This is a genomic window from Oceanobacillus sp. CFH 90083 (assembly GCF_009389585.1).
In the GTDB taxonomy this organism is placed as follows: Bacteria; Bacillota; Bacilli; order Bacillales; family Amphibacillaceae; genus Oceanobacillus.
The window spans coordinates 83,334-104,953 of sequence record NZ_VIYG01000010.1 but is presented as its reverse complement, the minus strand read 5'-3'; the positions used below and the strand labels follow the sequence as shown (position 1 = coordinate 104,953).

The 21,620-nt window shown below is 36.8% G+C and carries 20 protein-coding genes; 3 read left to right on the top strand and 17 right to left on the bottom strand.

The window, feature by feature from the left end; genetic code table 11:
- Positions 1–129: 129 nt before the first annotated feature.
- Positions 130–1,149 (bottom strand): YkvI family membrane protein, encoded by a 1,020-nt coding sequence (locus tag FLK20_RS15335; protein ID WP_152657470.1) that lies wholly within the window; start codon positions 1,147–1,149, stop codon positions 130–132.
- A 78-nt stretch (positions 1,150–1,227) separates the two neighbouring features.
- Between FLK20_RS15335 and yyaC the strand changes: the two genes are divergently transcribed.
- On the top strand, positions 1,228–1,821 hold the full coding sequence (yyaC, locus tag FLK20_RS15330) for a spore protease YyaC (RefSeq protein WP_152657469.1): 594 nt from the start codon (positions 1,228–1,230) through the stop codon (positions 1,819–1,821).
- Positions 1,822–1,920: 99 nt separating this feature from the next.
- Here yyaC and FLK20_RS15325 read toward each other — a convergent pair whose 3' ends face one another.
- The 16 genes from FLK20_RS15325 to rpmH form a co-directional block, all read right to left on the bottom strand.
- Complete coding sequence (locus FLK20_RS15325) at positions 1,921–2,625, bottom strand: DUF554 domain-containing protein (protein ID WP_152657468.1); 705 nt, start codon at positions 2,623–2,625, stop codon at positions 1,921–1,923.
- A gap of 360 nt (positions 2,626–2,985) precedes the next feature.
- Positions 2,986–3,873 (bottom strand): metal ABC transporter permease, encoded by an 888-nt coding sequence (locus FLK20_RS15320; RefSeq protein ID WP_152657467.1) that lies wholly within the window; start codon positions 3,871–3,873, stop codon positions 2,986–2,988.
- Positions 3,870–4,790 carry a metal ABC transporter permease gene (locus tag FLK20_RS15315; protein ID WP_152657466.1) on the bottom strand — a complete coding sequence of 307 codons (921 nt, stop codon included), beginning with the start codon at positions 4,788–4,790 and terminating at the stop codon, positions 3,870–3,872. The genes FLK20_RS15320 and FLK20_RS15315 overlap by 4 nt, the downstream gene beginning before the upstream one ends.
- Complete coding sequence (locus FLK20_RS15310; RefSeq protein WP_227995067.1) at positions 4,765–5,529, bottom strand: metal ABC transporter ATP-binding protein; 765 nt, start codon at positions 5,527–5,529, stop codon at positions 4,765–4,767. Before FLK20_RS15310 ends, FLK20_RS15315 begins: the two co-directional genes overlap by 26 nt.
- A 1-nt stretch (position 5,530) precedes the next feature.
- Positions 5,531–6,490: a metal ABC transporter solute-binding protein, Zn/Mn family gene (locus tag FLK20_RS15305; protein ID WP_152657464.1), complete on the bottom strand. Its 960-nt coding sequence runs from the start codon at positions 6,488–6,490 to the stop codon at positions 5,531–5,533.
- Between the two features lie 375 nt (positions 6,491–6,865).
- Positions 6,866–7,102: a hypothetical protein gene (locus FLK20_RS15300; RefSeq protein ID WP_152657463.1), complete on the bottom strand. Its 237-nt coding sequence runs from the start codon at positions 7,100–7,102 to the stop codon at positions 6,866–6,868.
- Between the two features lie 56 nt (positions 7,103–7,158).
- The gene (locus tag FLK20_RS15295; protein ID WP_152657462.1) at positions 7,159–7,998 is read right to left on the bottom strand and encodes a ParB/RepB/Spo0J family partition protein; all 840 of its coding nucleotides are present in this window, start codon (positions 7,996–7,998) and stop codon (positions 7,159–7,161) included.
- Positions 7,979–8,752: a ParA family protein gene (locus FLK20_RS15290; RefSeq protein ID WP_152657461.1), complete on the bottom strand. Its 774-nt coding sequence runs from the start codon at positions 8,750–8,752 to the stop codon at positions 7,979–7,981. The genes FLK20_RS15295 and FLK20_RS15290 overlap by 20 nt, the downstream gene beginning before the upstream one ends.
- Before the next feature lie 247 nt (positions 8,753–8,999).
- Entirely contained in the window at positions 9,000–9,857 is an 858-nt protein-coding gene (gene noc / locus FLK20_RS15285; RefSeq protein WP_152657460.1) for a nucleoid occlusion protein, read from the bottom strand.
- 554 nt (positions 9,858–10,411) lie between these two features.
- Positions 10,412–11,128 (bottom strand): 16S rRNA (guanine(527)-N(7))-methyltransferase RsmG, encoded by a 717-nt coding sequence (gene rsmG, locus FLK20_RS15280; protein ID WP_152657459.1) that lies wholly within the window; start codon positions 11,126–11,128, stop codon positions 10,412–10,414.
- Positions 11,129–11,450: 322 nt separating this feature from the next.
- Positions 11,451–13,340 carry a tRNA uridine-5-carboxymethylaminomethyl(34) synthesis enzyme MnmG gene (gene mnmG / locus FLK20_RS15275; RefSeq protein ID WP_152657458.1) on the bottom strand — a complete coding sequence of 630 codons (1,890 nt, stop codon included), beginning with the start codon at positions 13,338–13,340 and terminating at the stop codon, positions 11,451–11,453.
- 35 nt (positions 13,341–13,375) lie between these two features.
- Positions 13,376–14,752 carry a tRNA uridine-5-carboxymethylaminomethyl(34) synthesis GTPase MnmE gene (gene mnmE, locus FLK20_RS15270; RefSeq protein ID WP_152657457.1) on the bottom strand — a complete coding sequence of 459 codons (1,377 nt, stop codon included), beginning with the start codon at positions 14,750–14,752 and terminating at the stop codon, positions 13,376–13,378.
- A gap of 513 nt (positions 14,753–15,265) precedes the next feature.
- Positions 15,266–15,877: an RNA-binding cell elongation regulator Jag/EloR gene (gene jag, locus FLK20_RS15265; protein WP_152657456.1), complete on the bottom strand. Its 612-nt coding sequence runs from the start codon at positions 15,875–15,877 to the stop codon at positions 15,266–15,268.
- A gap of 145 nt (positions 15,878–16,022) precedes the next feature.
- A complete protein-coding gene (gene yidC, locus FLK20_RS15260) occupies positions 16,023–16,781 on the bottom strand; it encodes a membrane protein insertase YidC (RefSeq protein WP_152657455.1) in 759 nt (252 codons plus the stop codon).
- Between the two features lie 109 nt (positions 16,782–16,890).
- Entirely contained in the window at positions 16,891–17,238 is a 348-nt protein-coding gene (gene rnpA / locus FLK20_RS15255) for a ribonuclease P protein component (protein ID WP_152657454.1), read from the bottom strand.
- Positions 17,239–17,452: 214 nt separating this feature from the next.
- Positions 17,453–17,587: a 50S ribosomal protein L34 gene (gene rpmH, locus FLK20_RS15250; RefSeq protein WP_080871878.1), complete on the bottom strand. Its 135-nt coding sequence runs from the start codon at positions 17,585–17,587 to the stop codon at positions 17,453–17,455.
- Between the two features lie 1,207 nt (positions 17,588–18,794).
- Here rpmH and dnaA point away from each other — a divergent pair.
- The gene (gene dnaA / locus FLK20_RS15245) at positions 18,795–20,138 is read left to right on the top strand and encodes a chromosomal replication initiator protein DnaA (protein WP_152657453.1); all 1,344 of its coding nucleotides are present in this window, start codon (positions 18,795–18,797) and stop codon (positions 20,136–20,138) included.
- A 333-nt stretch (positions 20,139–20,471) separates the two neighbouring features.
- The gene (dnaN, locus tag FLK20_RS15240) at positions 20,472–21,608 is read left to right on the top strand and encodes a DNA polymerase III subunit beta (protein ID WP_152657452.1); all 1,137 of its coding nucleotides are present in this window, start codon (positions 20,472–20,474) and stop codon (positions 21,606–21,608) included.
- The last annotated feature ends 12 nt before the right edge of the window (positions 21,609–21,620 follow it).

Sequence of the window (21,620 nt, the reverse complement as noted above, 5' to 3'; positions counted from 1 at the left end):
TTCCCTTCTGCAAAAATGTAAACGTACAAATCTTATATTTTTCGTATTATACATTTATACTTACTTCTTTTAACCATTAAGCATTATAGTTACATACATTTTTAAGTAGTTTACTCAAAATCTAATTGCTTATTTAATTCTGCTCCATAATGGATATGTTAATAACCTTGCTAAAATATATAAATTGAGGACACCATATAAGGGATAGAGAAAATTTATCAGGTTAGCAAAACCAAATCCTGTCAATGGCAGCATAAGCAATACAGAAATAAACACGATGAGGTACATGGGTTTTTCTTCTTTTAAAAATGACTGTACTCTCGTAGCAATGCCCAGCATCCCTGCAGCAGCAGTTGTAAAAATAGCCAGCCAGAGAAGGGTAGACATAAATAAAATCATCGCTAATGGAAACTCTTTTAAAATAGCGAATAAAGGAATCTCATACAGCATGATTTCATCTGCAATTTGAATCAGGCTGCTATTATAAATATACGAAACGGTGCCTAAGCACAGTCCGGTACCAATACAGCAAACCAGCATTTCTCCTCTGCCCTTTACCTTGCTTCCAATTGCCCCTAAAATAGCTACTAAAGGAAGAATATTCAATGCCGTAAAAGGAAACGCTGCAAACCAGTTACGCTGCTCATGCCAATATGCAAACAGCTGTAAATTCTCATTAGAGACATACAAGGCTAATACATATAAAAGTCCGGTAATCAGAACTGGTAAAATAAATTCATTTACAGTAAGCAATCCTTTTATTCCTTTTAGAAATAGCAGCACAAGTAAAATTCCAGTAATCGCGATTCCAACACTATATGGTAAGTGGAATACCTGTCCTGCCGCCCCGCTTCCTGCAATCATAATCATGGTGGTCGTAAAAAGATACAAAAGAATTAATCCGTCAAATACCTTTGTCAGCTTTTTTCCGGCTATGATTTCTAAAACAGGTAAATAATTTACACTTTTCATCTGATAGCTAATCGCCATAATCACATAACAGCAAAATGAAAAAAGAAAAGCAAATATCACAATAGCCAGTCCACTCTCATGCCCAAAAAACTGCCACAGCTCTCTTCCTGATACATATCCGGCACCAATCGTTGCACCAAGGATTAACGCCATCCATTGCAGACCTCTTCTCCACATGGTATTTCCTCCAATTCATACGTATAGTTCTTCGTAATTTACCGTATACTGTAACAATATGATTTTGGAGGAACTGCTATGAATCTAAAAACAAGCCTGCGCAGACAATCAGACTATTTCAAAGCAAATTATAAACAACCCGATATAGCTAAAACGTTATCTAAGCAAGTATTTCCCTGGTTTCCTTTGAAAGCAAATAATTATATTGCCATCTTTATTGGCACCGATCGTTCTACAGGAGACGCATTAGGTCCGCTCGCCGGCACTTATTTTGAGGAAATGAGACCAAGAAAATTACATGTCTATGGAACAGTTCATGACCCAGTCCATGCTGTTAACTTAAGAGAAGCACTCCATAGCATTTATAAAAAACATGATAAACCTTATCTGATTGCCATTGATGCATGTCTGGGCAAAAGCAGCTCTGTCGGAAGTATTATTGCTGAAAACAAACCTTTAAAGCCCGGTCTTGCTCTTAACAAACAACTCCCGCAGGTTGGCAATATGAACATTACCGGCGTTGTCAATGTCAGCGGCTTTATGGAGCATACAGTTTTACAAAACACCCGCCTATCTCTGGTAATGGACATGGCTTTAGAAATAGCAGGTATACTTAAACAAATTGATAATCAATTAACCTATGCCCAGCATTCTCATACAGCCGGAATATGATGTAAAGTGAAACTGTCATCGGAAAATTTTCCTCCCCAGTTGATTACAATAGATCGAAAAAATCGGGCATCTCCACCCGATTTTTGCTATTTTTTGTTTTTAAAACAAAGTAAACACATAATAAACCAGCACCACGGTCAAAATACTGGGTAATAAATTTCCAATCCGAATCTTAGTGATATTTAATAAATTTAATCCAATTGCAAGAATAAGCAGCCCGCCAACGGCTGTCAGCTCGACAATTAATCCATCTAAAAAAGCAGCCGGCACCCACCTGTCAATTTGCGTTGCCAAAAGTGTAATCGTTCCCTGGTAAAGTACAACTGGAATAGCTGATAAGATAACACCAATACCTAATGTCGTTGTTAAGACAAGAGAAGTAAAGCCATCAATAATCCCTTTGGTAATCAAAATACCATGATCTCCACGGATGCCGCTGTCTAAAGACCCAATAATTGCCATTGCTCCGACACAAAATATAAGAGAAGCTGTCACAAAGCCTTGAGAAATGCTGGTATCATTTTCATTAGCGGCAAAACGATAGCCTATCCATGTTCCAAAACGATTTAACCCTTCTTCTATCTTTAACCCCTCGCCAATGATTGCTCCAGATAATAAGCTTAATAAGACAACAATAATTTGCTCCGTTTGTAATGCCATTTGCAGACCAATTAAAACGATTGCCAGCCCAATTCCATTCATCACTGTCTCTTTAAACCGTTCCGGGATTTTTGTGAAAAACAAACCAATAATACTTCCAATAATAATAAATACTAAATTAACAATCGTTCCAAATAAAGCCACTTCCTGCTCCTCCTATGTTTATGAGGTTTTACTACACCGTAACGGTTTTAAATGGGACAAACCATTGCAGTCTCCAATGATTTTAGCAATCCCCCGCCGTCCCACATTTATAAAACGAAAACGAAGTAAAATTTCACTTTACAGATACCTCTTGTTTATTACATGTTCCACGTGAAACATTTTTCTTTTATCCATAGTATAATCAAGAAAACTTGGCAAGCCAAGCCTGAAAGGCGTAGGATTGCCTTAGTTGCGCTTATACTTTATTCCTTTAATTTTTGTATACTTTCTTAAAGTGCAAAAGAAAAAGGAACTCCATATCCTGCTCGATATGAAAATCCTTTTTTTTATGAAAATCTCCTATATTCCTTGCTCTTCACTGACTCCCGCAGGTCGCACCCATTTTGAAATCAGCCCATGCTTTGGTGAAAAGATAAAACTTATAAAAAAGATACATCCCGTTGCAAATGCCATCGACCCGGAAATAGACGTATCGAGCCATGTTGCTACCCAATAACCTGTGATGGCAGATAATACCCCAAATCCGCCGCTTAGAAACAGCATGACAACTAACTTATCCGTCCATAAATAAGCCGCTGCTGCCGGCGTAATCAGCATCGCAACTACTAGTATCGCACCAACTGCATCGAAAGAAGCCACTGTTGTTATCGATACAAGTGTCATAAATAAATAGTGAAAGAAAACGACTGGAATACCGATACTTGCTGCTAATGCCGGATCAAAAGAGGTAATTTTCCATTCCTTATAAAAGGCAATGATGAAGAAAATCACTACAATTAAGACAAGGCCAAGTAATGCTGTTGCTTTTGGAACAGCTCCAATCAAAGGAATATCTATCGTTGCAAATGGAACAAATGTAATCTCTCCCATCAAGGCATGCTGTACATCTAAATGTACGTTACCAACAGAGGTAGAGATGAGAATAACCCCGATTGCAAACAATGTTGTAAATACAATTCCCAGTGAAGCATCATGCTGCACCTTTAAGTTATTAAGCGATTGAACAAGGAATGCCGTGAGAAGTCCAGCTAAAATACCGCCCACCAGCATCGCTGTTCCTGTCATTTGCTGTGTCACCAGATAAGCTGATACAATTCCTAATAGCACCGTATGGCTAATGGCATCCGCCATCATCGCCTGCTTTTTCAAAATGAGATATACACCAATTAAGCCACAGGAAAGGCCTACAAGTGATGCTGTTAAAATAATCCACATCGTATATGTCATTGTGACCCTCCTTTTCCGGCTGTCAATGGATAATCTTCTTTAGAGGATCGCTGCTGTATTTTAAACTGAATGAAACGGATAATAATTCCTTTTTCCTTCCCAAATAACAAAGAAAGAACAAAAATAGTCGCAGAAACCAACACAATAAATGGTCCTGTCGGCAATCCGCTTCCCGTAGAACTTATCCAGGTACCAGCTGCACCAGATATACCGCCGACAACAGAAGAAAGGATAATCATCATTTTAAAGGAATGCGTCCAATACCTCGCGCTGACAGCCGGAATAATTAGCATGGCTGCCATCAGAATAACACCAACAGCCTGTATTCCAATCACAATTGTTGTGACCAGTACTGTGGTATAAAGCACATTCATACCACGAACAGATAATCCGATCCCTTTTGCAAAGGAAGCATCAAACAAAAATAATTTCCATTCTTTAAAAGCGATGAAAATGATGAAAATAACAATAGATGCTAACACCATCATCGTAATGACATCGGAACGGACCATCGCTGCCGCCTGCCCATATATAAAGCTGTTTAGCCCACTCTGGTTTCCTCCGGCAGAGCGATTTGCAATAGCTAGCAGCATCACACCGCCGCCATAAAAGACCGATAATATCATCCCCATTGCCGTATCTTCTGTAATTCTTGATGTATTGGTGATCCATTGAATAAGGAATGCTCCTAAGAGAGCACTGATTGCTGCACCGATAACAAGCAGCAGCAGATTTTTTTCCTGTATAATGAAGAAAGCTACAACAACTCCGGGAAGTGCTGCATGGGATAAAGCATCACTCATCAGATTTTGCTTTTTCCAATAAGCTAAGCAGCCAATTCCTCCAGCAGCAATTCCCAGAATCATGGTACTTGTCATAACCCACATCGTATTAGTGTGAAGTAGATTGGATAACATATTGATCTCCCTTTCCAACCCATTGCATATCTCCACCATACGTTGTTGCAATATTGTCTTTGGTAAATACTTTTTCTGTCTCACCATGTGCATATACTTTTTTATTTAAAAATAAAACATGATCAAAATATTCAGGAACTGTTTGTAAATCATGATGGACGACCAATACAGTCTTTCCCCTGCTTTTTAATTCCTTCAAAATAGCCATAATTGCTTTTTCTGTGGACGCATCTACTCCGGCCAGTGGTTCATCCATAAAGTACAGCTCAGCATCCTGGGCCAATGCACGTGCTAAGAATACCCGCTGCTGCTGCCCTCCTGATAACTGACTGATTTGCCGATGTGCATAAGCTTCCATTCCCATTTTCTTTAAAGCTTGCATCGCCTTTTCTTTATGCTTTTTAGAAGGAATCCGAAACCAGCCTATCTTCCCATATAAGCCCATGGTTACAACATCCAGTGCATCTGTCGGAAAATCCCAGTCCACAGAGCCGCGTTGAGGCACATATCCGATTTTCTTTTTTGCTGTTTTAAAAGCATCATCCCAAAATCTTACATTTCCTGTCAGTTTGGGATGCAGGCCTAACATGGTTTTAATTAGCGTTGATTTGCCAGCTCCATTGGGTCCGACAATTGCTGTAATGGTTCCTTCTCTAACTTGAAAATTTACATCATGCAATACGGTATTTTTTTGATAGGAAGCGGATAAACCATCTACGCTTATAACAGCTGCTGCCACCTTACTCATCTCCTCCAGATAAAGCTTCATAGATTGTGTCTATATTATGCTTATACATTCCGATGTATGTGCCTTCTTCTGATCCTGCTTCTCCCATTGCATCAGAATACAATTCTCCGCCGACTTCCACTTCTACACCATTATCGGCAGCTCCTTCGATAACTGCATTGATGGAGTCCTGATTTACACTGCTTTCAACAAAAATTGCCGGAACTTGATTCTCTGCAATGATCGTAATTGTATCATTAATATCAGATACACCAATTTCACTCTCCGTACTTAACCCTTGTAAACCAATGACTTCTATATCATGCAATTTGCCAAAATAACCAAATGCATCATGGGCTGTTACTAATACACGTTGTGCTTCAGGAATATCTTGTAATTTAGCCGCTTCTTCATCTAACGCTTGTAATTGTGCAAAATACTCCTGCTTCCCTGCTTCTAAGGTATCTGCATGCTCTGGAGCATATTCTTTCAATTCTTCTACAGCTGCATCCAGTGCATCCTGCCATAAGTGATAATCAAACCATATGTGTGGATCAGTAGCTCCTGCTTCTTCCTCATCGTCTAAAAGAACACTCTCCGGCAATGTTTCACCGATTGCTAATACTGGCTTTTCTGTTCCAATAGCCTCTAATGGTTCAACCATATTTGCTTCTAAATTTAAGCCATTGAAAAAAATAATATCTGCATCATACAACTTAGAAATATCGCTTTGTGTAGGATTATATAAATGCGGATCCACAGATGGTCCCATTAGACTTTCTACGTGTACTAGATCGCCGCCAATGACAGATAAGGGCTCGCCTATTTGCGCAATTGTTGTGACAATTTCAATTGGTTCATCGCCCTCTTCTTCACTTGCATTTCCTTCTTTACTATCTGACCCGCAAGCTGCTAAAAATAATATTCCTATTACCATAGCCAAGCAAAGTGCTTTCTTCCAAACGTTCTCCATTTTCTTCCTCCCTTTATTTTTGCATACGGTAAACTTTATTATCTAACACCTACTTTATGCAGTGTATTTCATTTTGTCAAGTAAATTTTATCTTGTCTATTATTTTTCTTTAAGGAAACTTTTTAACCATTATATTCCAATATGAGTTATAATATTGTAGTAAAAGCATTCTACATCATAATCAGCTATCTATGTAAATGAATATTAAAAAAGACAGGATAACCGGGCGGTATCTTGTCTTATGATTTACTTTCCATAGACATCTATATTTGCAATTTTAATTCCCCTAAAAAATTCCTTTTACTATAACTCCCAGAAATCCCATTTAAATACAGTTTTTTAATATTTTTGATTTGCGGCTCATTTACAGACCGCTTATTCTTTTAATTGGTACTTACTGGATTTATTTTGACCCACTAAAACGATTTTTCCCTGATCTCTTAAACCTTTTAAGATCCTCTTACTTGTAGCTGGCGAAAAACCGCAAAGTCTTTCTACTTCTTTTCGTGTTATATAATTATTTTTGGATAAATAGTCCAAAATCATCGTATTAGCTTGAATCTCATCAAATTCCTTGTCCTTTGTATACTCAATATTTTCATCTATAACCATAAAAAAATAGCCGTTATATTCTCATGAATAGTCATAAAGAATACATCGGCTATTTATTATTTTTCAAGATATTCCAATATACGGTTTAGATCATCATCATTGTAAAATTCAATTTCTATTTTACCTTTTTTCTTCCCTTTATGAATATGGACAGCTGTTCCAAGTGTATCCCGAAGTACCGTTTCTCTTTCCTGGATAAATATATCCTTTTTCGGCTTTTTCTTCTGTTTCTTTATCTGTTTTTCGTTCATTTCGATAATAAGCTTTTCTACCTGCCGGACATTCAATTTTTCTTTGCGGATCTTATTAGCCAGAACAAGGATTGCATCCCGATCTTTTAGGCCAAGAAGTGCCCGTCCATGCCCCATAGACAGATCACCATTATTAATATGAGCAATCACTTCATCAGGTAAGGATAATAAACGAATCATATTTGCAATATGAGAGCGGCTTTTTCCTAACCTTTCAGAAAGGACATGCTGTGTAATTTTCAGCTTTTCTACTAAATTCGCATAGGCTTGTGCTTCTTCAATGGGAGTCAGGTTCTCACGCTGCAGGTTTTCTAATAATGCAACTTCCATCATGCGTTCATCCGTTAATTCCCGGATAATAGCAGGAATAGTCCTGAGTCCTGCTTCTTTTGCCGCCCGAAACCTTCTTTCACCGACAACAATTTCAAAACCCTTGAGGCTTTTTCGGACAATAATTGGCTGAATAACACCATATTCTTTAATGGAATCCTTCAGCTCTTCAATAGAATCTGCTTGAAAGCTCTTCCTTGGCTGATAAGGATTGGGACGACAATTAGATATTTCAATCTCTTGAATATGATCTTTACTGTCTTTTTCAGCTTCTGGAAACAACGCATTAATTCCTTTACCTAACCCTCTCGGCATTTGTCATCACTTCCTTCGCTAAATCAAGATATACCTCTGCACCACGAGATTTGGAATCATAAGAAATAATCGGCTGACCGTGACTCGGTGCCTCACCCAAACGAACATTTCTTGGAATAATGGTTTCAAATACTTTGTCTTGAAAATATTTTTTCACTTCTTCAATTACTTGAATGCCAAGATTGGTACGTGCATCCAGCATCGTTAAAAGGACTCCTTCAATCATTAATTCTTTATTTAAATGCTTTTGCACCAGCCTTATCGTATTTAATAGCTGACTCAAGCCTTCCAATGCATAATACTCACATTGTACTGGAATCATTACCGTATCTGATGCAGTTAATGCATTGATTGTCAATAAGCCCAAGGAGGGAGGACAATCAATAATAATATAATCATACTGATCTTTTATCTCACCTAATGCAGATTTCAAGCGAATTTCCCTTGAAATAATCGGAACAAGTTCAATTTCTGATCCTGCCAGCTGAATTGTGGCAGGAATAATATCTAAATTCTCTAAATTGGAAGGAACAATGACGTCTTCTGCCGGTGTATCCTCTACTAATACATTATAGATACATTGATTCACATCTGCCTTATTCACACCAACACCACTTGTTGCATTGCCTTGAGGGTCTGTATCAACGAGTAATACTTTATTCCCCAACGAAGCTAAACAAGCACTGACATTCACAGACGATGTTGTCTTTCCAACGCCACCTTTTTGATTTGCGATGGATATAATTTTTCCCATGTTGACACCTACCTTACCCGGAGGTTGTTCAAATCTTTCTTGATAAAAAACTTGAGCAATCACTTCTATATTCACTATCATAGCATTTTTTTTGAAATTACGATGCATTCTAGCATATTTTAATTTAATTTTAATATAGAATAATATAAAGTACCACTAGAAAATGCCTCCGTCTTCCATTACTTCAAAATAAATACCCATCTAATGGAAGATGGGCAAAGAAATATATATGCCAGTAATTCTGCTGCTATTTTTGTTTTGGTATTTTAATCGTTATTTGATAGTAATCATCCAGTTCCTGCTCATCTGATTCTACATCGACACCAGTATCTGAAACCATGTTGAGGGACTGTCTGATTGTATTCATAGCAATCCGGACATCTTTATTAATACCCTTTAATTTCGGTTTTGTCTTCTTCTTCTCATCTTTTGGTTCATTAATTTTAGCAATTCGCTCTTCTGTTTGCTTCACATTCCATTCTTTCTCAAGAATTTCTTTTAACACAAGCAGCTGCTGTTCCTCATTCTTTAACTTAATCAAAGCACGGGCATGCCTTTCTGTTATTAATTTTTCTAACAAAGCATCCTGTACTTCTTGCGGCAGTTTTAATAAGCGCAGTTTATTTGCAATTGTAGACTGGTTTTTACCAAGACGCTGCGCTAGTGCTTCCTGCGTCAAATTATGCAGCTCCAACAGCTTATTATATGCAATAGCTTCTTCAATGACAGTCAATTCTTCACGCTGCAGGTTTTCAATAAGCGCAACAGAAGCTGTTTCTGTATCGCTCATTTCACGAATAATTGCCGACACTTGTTTCCAGCCCAAATGCTGAACTGCTCTCCATCTTCTCTCCCCTGCAATCAATTCAAAGGAATCATCATCTAATTTACGAACGACAATTGGCTGAATTATGCCATGTGTGTGTATGGTTTGTGCTAATTCTTTTATCTTTTCCTCTTGAAAAATCGTTCGTGGCTGGTAGCGATTAGCCTGAATTTTATCGATATCGATTTGAATCACTTCATCTGAAGAATAGGAAACCTTATCTGTATCTATTGGATCCTTATCGCTTTTTCCAAATATCCGATTAAAAGGACTTACCACTTGCTGACACCACCTTCTAAATTTAACAAACTCATTATTCCATCTATATAAATAAAAGCTCGAAGCTTTATGCAAAAATTTCTTGCAATATAACTGGCTGTAAGTTTACTTTATCTATCAGAGATTATGCATATTACATTCACACTTGCTCTTCACTTAAAGAAAACTTGATTGTCACCAAGCTTTTAGGTGACAGTCTTAGTTGCGATACTTTCTTCCTTGAATTTTGTATACTTTCTTAAAGTGTAAAAAATAATGTTTCACGTGAAACATTATCTTTATTGGTTCGTTAACTCTGCCTATTTCCTTATCTTAAAAATAAAGAGAGTTCGGTATCGAGGCTCTGCATTTAACAAAAGCTCTCTATTTTTTCTTGAATAAATATTTAGTGAATTCATCTAGTAAATCAACACCTATAACATTCCTATAATAGCATCAATGCTTCACATAATACAACAACAAACAATTGGTATGTATAGTTTTATTTTACCATACATACCGCTGAAAAAATATAAAATGCGTTTAAATAATCTAAAGCGTATCTGTCTGAAATTTTATTCAATCGGCTCTTTATTTGGCAATCCGGCTTTTCTGGGATATTTTTTTGGTGTTTTACGTTTCTTAGCAATTTTAATAATGGAGCGTTCCCCGGCATCCTGAGAAAGTGTAAAGGTATTCATTGATTCTACCTCACCCCCAAGCAATTCAATCGCAGCTTTACCTATTTCCAGCTCCTCATTTGCCTGCGAACCTTTCATGGCAACAAAATAACCACCTTTCTTCACAAATGGGAGACATAATTCGCTCAATACAGACATTCTGGCTACTGCTCTGGCAGTTACTAGATCATATTGTTCCCGGAACACTTCATTTTTTCCTGCATTCTCCGCACGATCATGGTAAAATGCGACACCAGTCAGTTCCAGTTTATTTGCTAAGTGATTTAAAAAAGTAATCCGTTTTTTTAAAGAATCAATAATGGTTATTTTTAAATGCGGAAAACATATTTTCAATGGAATACTTGGAAACCCCGCTCCTGCACCAATATCACAAATAGATAGCTCCTGCGTCATATCTGTATAGAAGGCTGCGGTAATGCAATCATAGAAATGTTTTTCATAGACTTCTTCTTTTTCTGTAATTGCTGTTAAATTTATTTTTTCATTCCATTCGACAAGCTCTTTGAAATAAATATCAAATGCTTTTTGCTGGGATTCATTTAATGTTATTCCCTTTTCCGCCAATGCTTGTACAAATTGTTCTGGTTTCATAATAATCCCCTTCTATATAAATGGTATTTTATGTAAATTAATATATAATGTATTATCTTATGTTTAAAAGTAAACCTTATAGCAAGCCACTATTTACTATTACAGTTTACCAATATATTTATGTATGCATTTTTTCAGGAAGAGCAATCCTCTCCCCTGCCAGATGCATGCTCTATCTATACATCAAAATAGAAAACGCTATATTCTATTTAGAAAAATAGCGACGTATAGATAACGCCGCTATTTTATTCGTAAATAGGAAGGTTTTATGCTTTCTTATTTACAAGTTCCGCCAAAGATTTGGCAAATACAAAGCTTTCTACTATTCATTTGCAACCCGGGCAATATTTCCTTGTTCGATATAAACAAGCAGGATAGAAATATCAGCAGGATTTACACCAGAGATTCTGGATGCTTGTCCGACAGAAAGCGGGCGGACTTTTTTCAGTTTTTCAACTGCCTCTGTGGCAATTCCATTGATAACACTATAATCAATATCTGCTGGTATCTTCTTATCTTCCATTTTAAGCATTCTTGCTACTTGTTCTTTTGCTTTTTTTATATAGCCTTCATACTTTATTTGAATTGCTACCTGCTCTTTTACATCATCGCTAAGGTCATTATCACTTTCAATCATTTGATCTACATATTCATACGTTAATTCAGGCCGTTTTAATAAATCGTATGCTTTAACTGCTTCTTTCATTGGTGCAGCGCCGGCAGATTTCATAACACTTTGTACTTCTTCTGTCGGTTTAACAACTATATTATTTAAACGTTTTTTCTCTGCTTCCACCTGTTCTTTCTTCGCCGTGAAAGCTGCATATCTTTCCTCAGAAATTAACCCGTAGTCATAGCCAATATCGGTAAGACGTAAATCTGCATTATCATGACGAAGTAACAAACGATATTCTGCACGTGATGTCAGTAAGCGATAAGGTTCATTCGTCCCTTTTGTTACTAAATCATCAATCATCACACCAATATAAGCTTGAGAACGATCTAAAATAATCGGGTCCTTGCCTGTTACTTTTGCTGCGGCGTTCATTCCAGCCATTAACCCCTGACCGGCTGCTTCTTCATAACCGGAAGTTCCGTTAATTTGTCCGGCTGTGAATAGTCCTGGTAAACGTTTGGTTTCCAGTGTCGGCCAAAGCTGTGTCGGCACTACAGCATCATACTCAATCGCATAGCCGGCACGCATAATTTCTGCATTTTCCAGACCAGGAATGGATTTTACCATTTCATGCTGAATGGATTCCGGTAATGATGTTGACAGTCCCTGCACATACACTTCTTCTGTATTTCTTCCTTCTGGTTCTAAGAAAATTTGATGACGCGGCTTATCATTAAAACGGACAATTTTATCTTCAATAGATGGACAATATCTTGGACCGGTTCCCCGCTTCATTCCAGAATACATAGCTGAAAGCGTCAGATTTTCATTAATCACTTCATGTGTAAATTCATTCGTATACGTTAACCAGCACGGAATCTGATCCTCAATAACCTTTGTTGTTTCATAAGAGAAACTTTTCGGATTATCATCTCCCGGTTGAATTTCAGTTTTGGAATAATCAATCGTATGACTGTTGACACGCGGCGGCGTACCTGTTTTAAAACGTGTTAATTCAAAGCCTAATTCCTCTAAGTTCTCCGATAATTTAATCGACACACGCTGGTTATTTGGACCACTTTCATATTCTAAATCACCCATCAGTACCTTACCGCGCATAAATGTTCCGGTAGTCACAATAACAGATTTGGCGTAATAAGCTGCCTTTGTTTCCGTAATTACCCCTTTACAAATACCGTCCTCTACAATAAGAGAATTTACCATTCCCTGGCGAACTGTTAAGTTCTGTTCATTTTCAACCAGATTCTTTACTTCCTGCATATATACCGGCTTATCAGCCTGCGCACGTAATGCCTGTACAGCCGGACCTTTCCCCGTATTCAGCATCCGCATTTGAATATAGCTTTTATCAATAATTTTCCCCATTATTCCGCCAAGTGCATCAATTTCCCGTACCACAATTCCTTTTGCAGGTCCGCCGATGGATGGGTTACAAGGCATAAATGCGATCATATCTAAGTTCAATGTCAGCATTAATGTTTTTGCTCCCATACGGGCAGAAGCATACGCCGCTTCTACTCCGGCATGACCGGCTCCAACAACAATGACATCATAATTTCCTGCATTGTAAGTCATTTTTTTCTTCCTTTCCTTTTATATAAACAATAAATTTACTTTCCTAAGCAAAACTGAGAGAATAATTGATCGATCAGGCTGTCGCTTGCTGTATCCCCAATGATTTCCCCCATAAACTCCCACGAGCGGGTCACATCAATTTGGACAATATCCATTGGCATCCCGAGTTCAATCGCTTCACGTGCATCATCTAGTGCTTGTTTTGCCTGCTTTAACAGCTGGATATGACGTACATTGGATACATACGTTAAATCTCCTGCATCTACTTCACCAGAAAAAAAGGTATCGGCAATTGCCTGCTCCAGTTGATCAACGCCCTGCTCTTCAATTAAGGAAGTTGTTACGACTGGCTTCCCTTCTACAAATGCCTGTACCTCTTCTAAATCTAATTTCTGCTCTAAGTCTGTCTTATTGATGATAACAATATACTCTAATCCTTGAACAGCTTCAAATAATTTTTTATCTTCCTCACTCAAAGATTCATTATAATTTAATACAAATAAAATTAAATCTGATTCCTTCAATACCTGTCTGGAGCGATCCACACCGATACGCTCGACAATATCCTCGGTTTCCCGGATCCCGGCGGTATCGACTAACCGCAATGGAACACCGCGGACATTCACATATTCTTCAATAATATCTCTTGTTGTCCCTGGGATTTCCGTTACAATTGCTTTATTTTCCTGTACTAACGTATTCATTAAGGAAGACTTGCCAACATTTGGCCGTCCAATAATCGCTGTTGCCAGTCCTTCACGGAGGATTTTCCCCTGTGCCGCAACCTCCAACAGCTTTTCTATTTCTTCTCCTACCTCTTTGGTCTTTTCCTCCATCAAGGTATGCGACATTTCCTCTACATCATCGTACTCTGGATAATCGATATTTACCTCTACATGGGCAACTGTTTCTAAAAGCTCCTGCCTTAGCGTCTGGATAAGCTTCGACAGACGTCCATCCATTTGTTTTAGTGCCACATTCATTGCTTTATCTGTCTTCGCACGTATTAAATCCATAACTGCTTCTGCCTGTGATAAATCAATACGGCCGTTTAAAAAAGCACGTTTTGTAAATTCACCCGGCTCTGCCAGACGCGCTCCTTTTGCCAGCACAATCTCTAACACACGGTTCACAGATACTAAACCGCCATGACAATTAATCTCGACAATATCTTCCCGCGTAAATGTTTTCGGAGCACGCATGACAGATACCATGACCTCTTCTGCCAGCTCTTTCGTTACCGGATCAATTACTTTCCCATAATGAATTGTATGGGAATCTGCCTCTTTCAGGCTCTTTCCTTGAAACACATCAGATGCTAACGAAATCGCTTCTGGTCCGCTTAAACGCACAATGGCAATAGCCCCTTCACCAACTGGAGTAGATATCGCTGCTATTGTATCTGTATCCATTCTGTTCACCTGCCTTACCTTCATTCTATATCTATAATTAAATCGTTAATTTTTATTATCACTAACAATCAAGAATAACATAGATTTTAAAAAAAAGAAACTTATCCACAAAAAATGTTTTAGTTTCTACGCATGTAATGTTATCCACATGTGCATAACGTGTTTTTTCCATTTATGTTCCGCAATGGATTATTGTAATTATTTAAAAACCACTTCAAGTATATGTGTATATCCAAGATAAAAAGCTTTCCTTTTATAGGCTCCTCATTATCAAAGTTTATATAGAAATAAAAAAATCCTTCTTGATACCATTTCAATTCAGGATAGGGATACTCCTAAAATTAAAAATGTCAAAAAGGATTCATCTGTTTAATTAAACTACAAAATCTATTTCGGATAAGAATTGACTTTGAAAACATATATATATATATCAATGAAACGTATTTCTTTCGTTATCTTACCTATTATATAAAAAACCGAGCCTGAGAAAATATAATCGCTCAAGCTCTGGTTTTACGGTTTAATAACAACATGCCGATGCGGTTCAACACCATCAGAATAAGTAGAAACTTCTTTATCTTGCAGGACACTATGGATAATCTTACGTTCAAATGCCGGCATTGGCTCCAGCACTACCTTCTTCTTTGTTTTCTGTGCTTTATCACCCATTTTTAACGCAAGTGACTCCAATGTTTCTTTTCTTCTTGCACGGTACCCTTCTGCATCTAAGGTCACCGTATAATACGTTTCATTATGTTTATTAATGGCTAAATGAACTAAATATTGCAGTGCATTCAGAGTCTGTCCACGTTTTCCGATGAGCTGTGCAATATTTTCATGATGCATCGTATACGTTACGTGATTCTCGTTTACTTCTGCATCAATTTTTACTGAGAGATTCATGTTGCTAGTAACTTCTTTGATAAATTGAGCTGTTTCTTCAATTGGATCCTTTGCGATAGTTACTTTTACAAAAGCACGCTTCGATCCAAAGATTCCAAATACTCCTTTTTTACCTTCATCAATGACCTCAACATCTACTTGATTCTCTTCCACTCCTAATTGCTCCAGAGCTGATTGAATCGCTTCTTCAACTGTTTGACCACTTGCAGTTACTTCTCTCAATAGCTTCCCCTCCATTTATACAGCATGAGTGTCCGTAATTTCCCCTTTTAATTTATAAAAAAATTATTTTATTGTACGGGGAATAACGATTCATCTCCTTATTAAATATGGGGGAAATCACTTCCCCCCCATTTATTATAAGAAATTATTTTTTTGACATCATCGGCTTATTAATAAGAAGTGTTTGGAATACCATAAATACGTTACCTGTTACCCAGTATAATGCTAGTGCTGATGGGAAGAAGAATGCCATCACACCAATCATAACCGGCATCACATAAAGCATAATCTGCAGCTGTAATCTCATTTGAGGATTACTGCTCGCAGCTGAGTTGGTAGACATCATTAATTTCTGCTGTAAGAAAGTAAATAGTCCTGTCAAAATTGGTAAAATATAATCCGGTGTTCCAAGCTGGAACCATAGGAAATCATGTGTAGCAATTTCTGTCGTACGCATAATTGCATGATACATCGCGATAAATATTGGCATCTGTACAAGAATTGGCAAACATCCTGCTAATGGATTAACACCATTCTTCTGGAATAATTGCATCGTTTCCTGCTGTAATTTTTGCTGTGTATTTGCATCTTTAGACGCATATTTTTGCTGCAGCTCCTGTAACTGCGGCTGAATTTCCTGCATTGCTCTTGTGCTTTTAATCTGTTTTACGTTCAATGGAACTAATATTAAACGGATAACTACTGTTACTAAAATAATCGCCAAGCCATAGTTTTCACTTAAAAATTCTGCAATCACTGTTATAATCCAAGATAATGGATAAACAAAGATTGTATTCCAAAATCCTTCACTTTCGGGTGTAATCGGTTCATTGATCTGGGTACAACCAGCTAAAAAAACCGCTAACACGAGAAAAGTGATTAAAATCCCGTATTTTTTGCGCAAAGCTTTTCCTCCTTAATATTCCCAATGCTTCTACTAGCTATTTTAGCTTATTTACATAGTGAATTCTATCTTAAACTTGCAAAGTACGAAAGTATAAAATATTGTTTTTCTATTTGGAATGCTTAAATAGCTTTTCTTTATACAATAAATGCGAGAGACTTCTTTTCATCATCTCGTAATCCATTGTTTTTGTTTGATTCCTGGCAATGATTACGATATCATAACAAGGCTTAATATCTTGTTCTAATGCTTGAAAAGACGCCCGCAACAATCTTTTTATACGATTCCTGACAACGGCATTCCCTATTTTTTTCCCAACAGACAGCCCTATCCGAAAGTGCTTCTGACCTTCTTTTTTTCTATAATAAATGACCAGTTGTCTATTTGCGAAAGAATTTCCATTCTTAAAAGTTGCCTGAAATTCTTCATTTTTTTTAATTCGAAATTGTTTTTTCACCGTCATCACCTTTTAATTTACCCCACATACATCCTCATCTATTCATCCAATAAAGAAAACAAGTCGAGTCTTCCTCCTAACACTGGAATAGCTAGTCCATCTTTATCAGGAAAAGAATATGTAATTTTATGTGAATAACTATACAAGCGGGTATTCAAAAATGTGAATCCCCTCTAAAATAACAGAAAAAAAACCACTGATAGTTGTCAGTGGCTTATGCAGATAAAACTTTACGCCCTTTACGACGACGACGAGCCAATACATGACGACCATTTTTTGTGCTCATACGCGCGCGAAAGCCGTGAACTTTTTTACGTTTGCGATTATTTGGTTGAAACGTTCTTTTCATGAGTGTGCACCTCCTTGGAAAATCCAAGTTTCATATTTAAACTAAAATAGCTTATAACTTATCAATTAGACAGTCCTTGATATTATACGAAAAAATGATTCATTTTGTCAACCAGCTATTTAATAAAATTCCAGTTTCCTCTGTTTCTCACACATTTTCAAATGAATATAGCAGCTACTATCTTATTTATTTCCAAATAAATTCTTCATTATCCCATTTTAATTTCAGGATATTTCTCTGCTCCTGCTAATTATATCTTTGCATCTACCAACGAGAAAATCATTTTCTAACATTCCAGCAATAGTACAGTGATTAATACAGCACTCATTAAATTTCTATTTTAGCAATCATCTTTATTATCCACAATTTCTATCGAATATTTTTTCTCTCTTTTTTTCTATCCACACACAAAATAAACAAGATAATCACAAAATACAGTGTTGTTTATAATTGAAGCACACAATAGATGGAAAATGTGGATAACTATTGGAAAGCCATTGATTTATTCGGTTTTATTTGGTATTATATTTATGTTTTAGTTTGTGGAAATAATCTCGCCCTAAAAAACTTATTCACAAAATGTGGATAAGTTGTGGATATTCTTTCCACGGATTTTTGATAAAGTTTTCTACAAAGTTGTGGATAGCGTATATAAATGTATCATTTTATTTTTGATGATATCAATGACCAGTTTCTAATAGTAGCATTGAATGACATATAAAATCTCATTTTATTTATCCACAGTCTTTTTTTCACTTTATGAAAGTACGATGGACACAATGTCCTGTCATCGACATTCGTCACACAATGTGATCGTATTTAGTCGGTAAAGGTGCAGCGGTTTGGAGCGGGCTTTTCAGTAGGACGGTAATCTCAGTCCCAGTTCCGACGTAGGCAAACCCGTGCCTTTCTGGATCAGCTTGCTAAGCTTTCTTTACAATATTAATACGTTTGCCTTTCCATCTAATAAATTAAAATAGATTGAGAGAGGCTTTTTTCTTCTATTTTTAGAGGTTTATAAAAGCAGACAAACATATTTTTCTCTTCATCAGGAATGAAATTACCTTTTATATAGACTTTTATTACTGATAGCAATCAAACAAGCTGGTTGCGTTTAATAGATTATCTGCAAATGGAACCTTCCTAATTGCTAATCATGCTGATCATTACATTTTCTAAACTTAGGTCGAAAGGAGTGAAAGTAACTTTGGAAAATATTGAGGAACTTTGGGATGCGACACTGGATGTTATAAAAGAAAAACTAAGCAAGCCGAGCTTTGATACCTGGCTGAAAAACACCAAGGCCCTTCACTTAGAAAAAAATACATTGGTTATCTCTGCTCCAAATGAATTTACGAAGGACTGGCTGGAAACACAATACACAGACTTAATTACACAGACTTTAGAACAAATCACTGGTACAAGTCTAAATGCAAAATTTATTATTCCTGATTCTGTAGAAGAACCGTCCGATCAAAAACCGATGCCAAAACCAAATATTGACGCTAAAGCATCAGACTCTCCAAAATCTATGCTTAATGATAAATATACATTTGATACGTTTGTTATCGGCGCAGGAAACCGCTTTGCACACGCAGCTTCATTAGCTGTTGCCGAAGCTCCTGCCAAAGCATATAATCCATTATTTATCTATGGTGGAGTAGGTTTAGGAAAAACACATTTAATGCATGCAATCGGGCATTATGTAAGAGAGCATAACAAAGATGCCAAAGTAGTTTACCTGACTTCTGAAAAATTTACGAATGAATTTATCAATGCCATTATGGATAATAAATCGAATCATTTCCGCAATAAATATCGCAATATCGATGTCCTTCTTATTGATGATATTCAGTTTATTGCTGGAAAAGAATCAACGCAGGAGGAATTTTTCCATACGTTTAATGCACTGCATGAGGAAAGCAAGCAAATTATTATTTCCAGCGACCGGCCGCCAAAAGAAATTCCTACATTAGAGGATCGTTTACGTTCGCGCTTTGAATGGGGACTAATTACAGATATTACACCTCCTGATTTAGAAACAAGAATTGCTATCTTGAATAAGAAAGCCAAAGCAGAAGGATTAGATATTCCAAATGAAGTCATGCTATATATCGCTAATCAAATTAATACAAATATCCGGGAGCTGGAAGGTGCGCTGATACGTGTCGTTGCTTATTCTTCATTAGTAAATCAGGATATTGATGCTTCTTTGGCAGCTAATGCTTTGAAGGATATTATTCCAAGTAATAAACCAAAAGAAATTACCATTCCTGCCATCCAGGAGGTTGTAGCGGATCGATATCATATCCGTCTCGAGGATTTTCCTGCTAAAAAACGTACCAAATCGATTGCATTCCCAAGACAGATTGCCATGTATCTATCCAGGGAGCTGACAGATGCTTCGTTACCTAAAATTGGTCAGGAATTTGGCGGGAGAGACCATACAACAGTCATTCACGCACATGAAAAAATCTCGAAGCTGCTTGAAACAGATACAGAACTCGATCGGGATATTGAGGAACTAAAAGAAAAGCTTAAATCCATATAAAGGGAAACTTCATTCAGGTGGGGTTTTCTTTTCATCCCTTTAGAATTTTTGATCTTTCTCTATGCTTGAAGTGGGATTCTTACAGCTAATGATAATGCATAGCTGTGTATGATGTGAAAAAACAGCGCAACATATAAACAGGTTATACACATGTGGAAAACTTTGATATTTTTAAATCAATTTCACTTATCCACAATAACCACAGCACTTATTACTATTATTACTGTCTTTTATATTATAATTAATAAATAATAGAACCCTTTTTTCATTGATTTAGGAAAAATTAAAAACTATTATCGCTAAGCTTTTTTTATAAAGAAGGAGGAAATATAAATGCGTTTTACAATACAAAGAGATAAACTCATTGCCGGTGTCCAAGATGTAATGAAAGCAATATCTTCCAGGACAGTGATTCCAATATTAACCGGAATGAAAATAGAAGTGAAACAACATGGGGTCACATTGACTGGGAGTGACTCTGATATTTCTATTGAATCTTATATTCCAGCAGAGGATGAAGATAAAGTATATGTTGAAAATATAGAAGAGGGAACTATTGTCCTGCAGGCGAAGTATTTCCCTGAAATTGTCCGGAAGCTTCCAGAATCACAAGTAGATATTGTTGTTGATGAGCAGTTTAATGTCAAGATTACTTCTGGAAAATCAGAGTTTAATTTAAACGGGCAAAGTGCAGACGAATACCCATTGCTTCCACAGGTACAAACAAAAAATAGCTTTGAGATGCCTATTGATTTATTAAAAAGTATGATTAAACAAACTGTTTTTGCAGTTTCTACGATGGAAACCCGGCCAATTTTAACTGGAGTAAATATTAAATTAGAGGATCAAAACCTTGTATTTACTGCAACAGACAGCCATCGTCTGGCAAAAAGAGAAGTTCCGGTAGCAGGGGCAACTGTTTCTATCGAGCAGGTCGTTGTACCTGGAAAAAGCTTGAATGAACTATATAAAATTTTAAATGATTCGGAGGAAACAGTAGAAATCAGTGTTACCAATAACCAAATTCTTTTCCGTACAAAACATTTAAATTTCTTATCCCGATTATTAGATGGCAATTATCCGGAAACTTCAAGATTAATCCCGGATCATAGTAAAACAACCATTCAAATCAAAACAACACCACTTTTAAGATCAATTGAACGTGCTTCTTTATTAGCAAAAGAAGAAAGAAATAATGTGGTTAAGTTTACAAGTAATGATGATACCTTGATTCAAATATCAAGTAATTCTCCGGAAATCGGAAATGTTGAGGAAGAAGTGACGGCTGATCAGATTGAGGGGGAAAGCTTAAAAATCTCCTTCAGTTCAAAATATATGATCGATGCGCTAAAAGCGATTGAATATGATGAAGTATTAATCGAATTCACTGGAGCCATGCGTCCATTTATCATTCGCCCAGTAGAAAATGATTCTATTCTGCAGCTAATTTTACCAGTAAGAACATATTAAGACACATTGGAC

Bases quoted from the DNA above. Each gene is read 5' to 3' on its own strand.
- FLK20_RS15335 (WP_152657470.1), bottom strand. From the start codon at position 1,149: ATGTGGAGAAGAGGTCTGCAATGGATGGCGTTAATCCTTGGTGCAACG.
- yyaC (WP_152657469.1), top strand. From the start codon at position 1,228: ATGAATCTAAAAACAAGCCTGCGCAGACAATCAGACTATTTCAAAGCA.
- FLK20_RS15320 (WP_152657467.1), bottom strand. From the start codon at position 3,873: ATGACATATACGATGTGGATTATTTTAACAGCATCACTTGTAGGCCTT.
- FLK20_RS15315 (WP_152657466.1), bottom strand. From the start codon at position 4,790: ATGTTATCCAATCTACTTCACACTAATACGATGTGGGTTATGACAAGT.
- FLK20_RS15305 (WP_152657464.1), bottom strand. From the start codon at position 6,490: ATGGAGAACGTTTGGAAGAAAGCACTTTGCTTGGCTATGGTAATAGGA.
- FLK20_RS15300 (WP_152657463.1), bottom strand. From the start codon at position 7,102: ATGGTTATAGATGAAAATATTGAGTATACAAAGGACAAGGAATTTGAT.
- FLK20_RS15295 (WP_152657462.1), bottom strand. From the start codon at position 7,998: ATGCCGAGAGGGTTAGGTAAAGGAATTAATGCGTTGTTTCCAGAAGCT.
- FLK20_RS15290 (WP_152657461.1), bottom strand. From the start codon at position 8,752: ATGGGAAAAATTATATCCATCGCAAATCAAAAAGGTGGCGTTGGAAAG.
- rsmG (WP_152657459.1), bottom strand. From the start codon at position 11,128: ATGAAACCAGAACAATTTGTACAAGCATTGGCGGAAAAGGGAATAACA.
- mnmG (WP_152657458.1), bottom strand. From the start codon at position 13,340: ATGACTTACAATGCAGGAAATTATGATGTCATTGTTGTTGGAGCCGGT.
- mnmE (WP_152657457.1), bottom strand. From the start codon at position 14,752: ATGGATACAGATACAATAGCAGCGATATCTACTCCAGTTGGTGAAGGG.
- rpmH (WP_080871878.1), bottom strand. From the start codon at position 17,587: ATGAAAAGAACGTTTCAACCAAATAATCGCAAACGTAAAAAAGTTCAC.
- dnaN (WP_152657452.1), top strand. From the start codon at position 20,472: ATGCGTTTTACAATACAAAGAGATAAACTCATTGCCGGTGTCCAAGAT.